A 4,031-nucleotide genomic window follows, 5' to 3' on the forward strand; every position below is an offset into this window, starting at 1 on the left:
GCCTTCGCCGTACCGTCCCGCCTCCGCCGCACCGACCCGCGAATTGATATGCGATCGGTCGCTGTAGTGGGGACATGGCCCTCGAGCCGCTGCCGGTCGACGCCGTCCACCTGCTGGTCGCGGGCGCGGCGTCGCTCGTCGCGCTCGCGGCGGTGTACGCCGCCGACCGTCCCGCCGGAGCGTGGGGACGGCGGCTCCGCTCGCGGCTGCTGTTTGGCGTTCCCTGGGGGACGCTCGTCGCCGTCGGCTTCGTGATCGGGGTCTACCTCCTCGTCCAGAGCGGGCTCGAGAACCCGAACCGACCCGTGGTGATCCCGTTTCGCGCGTGGTCGTACCTCTACCCGGAGGGCATGCTCTGGGCGGGGTTCTCCCACGCGAGCCGCGGGCACGTCACCGGCAACCTGCTGTCGACGCTCGTCGCGGGAACGCTCGCGGAGTACGCCTACGGGCACTTCCCGCGCGAGCGCGGCCGCGAGACGTTCGGATCGCTCCGGACGAACCCGTACGTTCGGGCGTTCTGCGTCGTCCCCGGCGTGATCCTCGCGTTCGGCCTCGTCTCCTCCCTCTTCGCGCTCGGGCCGGTGATCGGCTTCTCGGGCGTCGTCTTCGCGCTGTGGGGGTTCGCGCTCGTCCACTACCCGATCGGCACGATCGCGTCGCTGACGGCCGCGACCCTCGTCGGCGTCGTCTACGAGACGGTACGAACGCCGGTGGAGATCGCGGAGGCGACCCCCTCGTTCGGCCCGCCGGGGTGGGCGAACATCGCGATCCAGGGCCACGCCCTCGGGCTGATCGGCGGCGCGCTCGTCGGCGCCTGGCTCCTCCGTCGGCGCTCCGTCTCGATCGGACGCGTCGCCACGTCGCGAACCCCGGCGGTCGTCGTCTTCGCCGCGGTGCTGTTGTTCGGCGCGTCACGCCGACTGTGGGCGGTGTACTGGTATCTGGGCAACCAGCGGTACGAGCTGTACCGCGCGCTCGGGCTCGGCGGCGTCCTCGTGCTCGCCGCCATCGTCGCCGTCGCCGTCGCGGGCCGGGAGACGCCGTTCCGCCCGGCGCTGGCGGTGCCGACCCCGCGGACGATACGCGAGAGCGTCGCGTCGACGACGCCCGCGGCGGTCGGGCTGCTCCTGCTCTTCGTCGCCTTCGCGGCCGTCGCCGGCCCCGCAGTCGTCCCCAACCTCGTCGCGGTCGACGAGGCCGGGCTTCCGGGCGACCCGATCGAGGTCGAGGGGTACCGGGTGACGTACGCGGAGGACGTCGAGGACCGGACGGTGAGCGCGGTCGACGTCGAGGCGTTCGGCCGGTCCACGTCGGTCCGCACCTCCGGGGTGATCGTCGCGAACCCGGACCGGGAGATCTGGACGACGGCGGTCTCGAGCGGGAACCTCGCCTTCTGGGGATACCGTGCCGTCGACGTGGGCGGAACGGGATGGCGCGAGACCGTCTGGGTACAGCGCACCGGCTGGGTCGCGGTCGGCGGCAACGCGACCTACCGGGTCGACGGGGTGTACGAGGGGAACCGGTCGACCCTGTTCGTGAGCGACGCGGTCGAGGCGGAGCCCGTCCTCGACGGTCGACGCGTCACGATCGCGGCCGCGCCGGACCGCTTCGACCTTCGGGTCGCCCACGAGGGGACGAACGAGACGTCCCGGATCCCGACGGTGAACGGGTCGGTGACGCTCCAGGGCGTCGAGTTCGTCCGCGAGACGGAGGCGATCTACGCCGAGCGGGGCGACTCGCGGGTTCGAGTCGCGAAGCGGGAACGGTACGAGGGGCGCGAGCGGAGCTGACGGCGGCTCCGGCGGCCGGCGGGCGGAACGGACGAGCGGAAACCGGGGTCGACGGCGCGGGCGTTACCGCCACTCGATCCGGTACACCTCCACGTCGAGGTCGCGGGACTCCTCGGCGTGGTGGTCGAACTGGGCGTCGACCGCGAAGTCGGCGGCGAACGCGTGAGTCACCTCGCCGCCGTTGTCGGCGGCGAACGCCTCGAGGAAGTCGCGGCTCCCGGCGTTGTGGACGGAGTAGGAGACGCTCGCGAGCTCGCTCGCGGTCGCGAGGAACGCTCGGTCCGCGTTGCGGTTGCCGTCCCGTGCCCCGAACGGCGGGTTCATCACGACGGTGACCGGCTCCCGAAAGGCCACCGGCGCCCGCGTCGCGTCCCCCTGTATCCAGTGGACCGGGGCGCTCGCGGCGACGCGTCGCTCGTTGTCGCGCGCGGTGGTCAAGGCGGTGCGGTCGAGTTCGACGCCGACGACGCGCGCGGGCCCGCGGAGGGCGGCCGCGAGCGCGAACATCCCCGTTCCGGCGCCCAGATCGAGGACCGTCCGGCCGTCCACGTCGCCCTGGAGGTCCGCGAGGTGGACGACGTGGGCGGCGAGGTCCGGCGGGGTCGGGTACTGTTCGAGGGCCGCACGGGGGTTCTCGAACCCGGCGACGACGCCGAGCTTCGTCGCGAGCGATCGCTTCGTCGCCATGCTCAGGCGGCCGTCCCGTCCCCGCGTCGGGACCCGTCGACGCCTCCGTCGGTCGAGGCGTCGCCCGTGCGGACGAACTCGACCCCCTCCCGCCGGGCGCGTTCGGCGAGCGCCGACAGCGTCGACTCGACGGCGTCGGCGTCCGCGACCTCGTCGATCCGGACCTCGATCCGGCCGGCGCCGAGGAACGCCGCCGCGCGAACGAACCCGCGCAGCCGGTCGGCCTCCTCGCCGGCGGCGATCGGACAGTCGTCGGCGAAGCAGGCGTCGACCGCCAACGTCGCCGGGTGGTACCCCCGCGCGGCGAGACCGGATTTGAACTCCCGGAGGTACTCGGGAGCGGTGCTCTCGAGGTCTCCCGCGTCGACGACGATCGGGTCTATCTCGGCCGGTCGACAGCCGTCTATCGCGGCGTCGATCCCGCTGGGCTCCGTGGTGCTCATACCTGTCATAGTTTCTGGTTATACAAAAGCTTTTTTGAATGTTTAGTAGTAATACTCACCCCGCGACGAAGCGGCGGTCACGTTTCGTGTTCGGACGCGGGCGAGGCAGGCCGCCGTTTCGACGCCGACCCGCCTCCCGCTCCCGCGCCGATCTGCCGAATTCGGCTGGTAGGGGAGATGTAGGCCGGACGTGCCGTTCTCGCCGCCGCCGCTCGTTCGTGTTTCCTCTCCGATGTTTGTGAACAAGTCTTAAATACGGCAGTGACCAGAAACCTTATAATGGAACGTCCGAGCCGGCAGCGTCAACGGGAGCGGGACACCGAGCGAGAATCGGACGAGGAGGCGATCACGTGCCCCGAGTGTGACTCGGCCGAGATCGTCACCGACGCGGACCAGGAGCTCGTCTGTGAGGACTGCGGGCTGGTCTTGGACGAACAGACGATCGACCGCGGCCCGGAGTGGCGGGCGTTCAACCACTCCGAGCGGCAGTCGAAGTCCCGCGTCGGCGCGCCGATCACGGAGACGATGCACGACAAGGGGCTGACGACGACGATCGACTGGAAGGACAAGGACGCGTACGGGCGCTCGCTCTCCTCGGAGAAGCGCTCGCAGATGCATCGGTTGCGCAAGTGGCAGGAGCGCATCCGGACGAAGGACGCGGGCGAGCGCAACCTCCAGTTCGCGCTCTCGGAGATCGATCGCATGGCGAGCGCGCTCGGCGTTCCGCGATCGGTCCGGGAGGTCGCCTCGGTCATCTACCGCCGCGCGCTCTCCGAGGACCTCATCCGCGGCCGCTCGATCGAGGGCGTCTCCACCGCCGCGCTGTACGCCGCCTGCCGACAGGAGGGGATCCCCCGCTCGCTCGACGAGGTCGCGGAGGTCTCGCGGGTACCCCAAAAGGAGATCGGCCGGACGTATCGCTACATCTCCCAGGAGCTCGGGTTGGAGCTCAAGCCGGTCGATCCGAAGCAGTTCGTCCCGCGGTTCGCCTCCGCGCTCGAACTCAGCGAGGAGGTCCAGTCGAAGGCCACCGAGATCATCGACGTCTCCGCGGAACAGGGCCTGTTGTCCGGGAAGTCGCCGACCGGGTTCGCCGCCGCCGCCATCTACG

The 4,031-nt window shown here is 71.0% G+C and carries 4 protein-coding genes; 2 read left to right on the top strand and 2 right to left on the bottom strand.

Annotated features, from left to right (window positions below):
• The first annotated feature begins 74 nt into the window (after positions 1 to 74).
• Positions 75 to 1,790 carry a rhomboid family intramembrane serine protease gene (locus DJ70_RS07325; RefSeq protein WP_094531528.1) on the top strand — a complete coding sequence of 572 codons (1,716 nt, stop codon included), beginning with the start codon at positions 75 to 77 and terminating at the stop codon, positions 1,788 to 1,790.
• A 63-nt stretch (positions 1,791 to 1,853) separates the two neighbouring features.
• On the opposite strand, the gene DJ70_RS07330 is transcribed toward DJ70_RS07325, so the two are convergent.
• On the bottom strand, positions 1,854 to 2,477 hold the full coding sequence (locus DJ70_RS07330; protein ID WP_094531530.1) for an METTL5 family protein: 624 nt from the start codon (positions 2,475 to 2,477) through the stop codon (positions 1,854 to 1,856).
• 2 nt (positions 2,478 to 2,479) lie between these two features.
• On the bottom strand, positions 2,480 to 2,920 hold the full coding sequence (locus tag DJ70_RS07335; RefSeq protein ID WP_094531532.1) for a hypothetical protein: 441 nt from the start codon (positions 2,918 to 2,920) through the stop codon (positions 2,480 to 2,482).
• 279 nt (positions 2,921 to 3,199) lie between these two features.
• On the opposite strand from DJ70_RS07335, the gene DJ70_RS07340 reads away from it, so the two are divergent.
• A partial coding sequence (locus DJ70_RS07340; RefSeq protein ID WP_094531534.1) for a transcription initiation factor IIB occupies positions 3,200 to 4,031 on the top strand: 832 nt, incomplete at its 3' end.

Origin of the sequence: Halorubrum halodurans (assembly GCF_002252985.1) — an archaeon.
GTDB lineage: Archaea > Halobacteriota > Halobacteria > Halobacteriales > Haloferacaceae > Halorubrum > Halorubrum halodurans.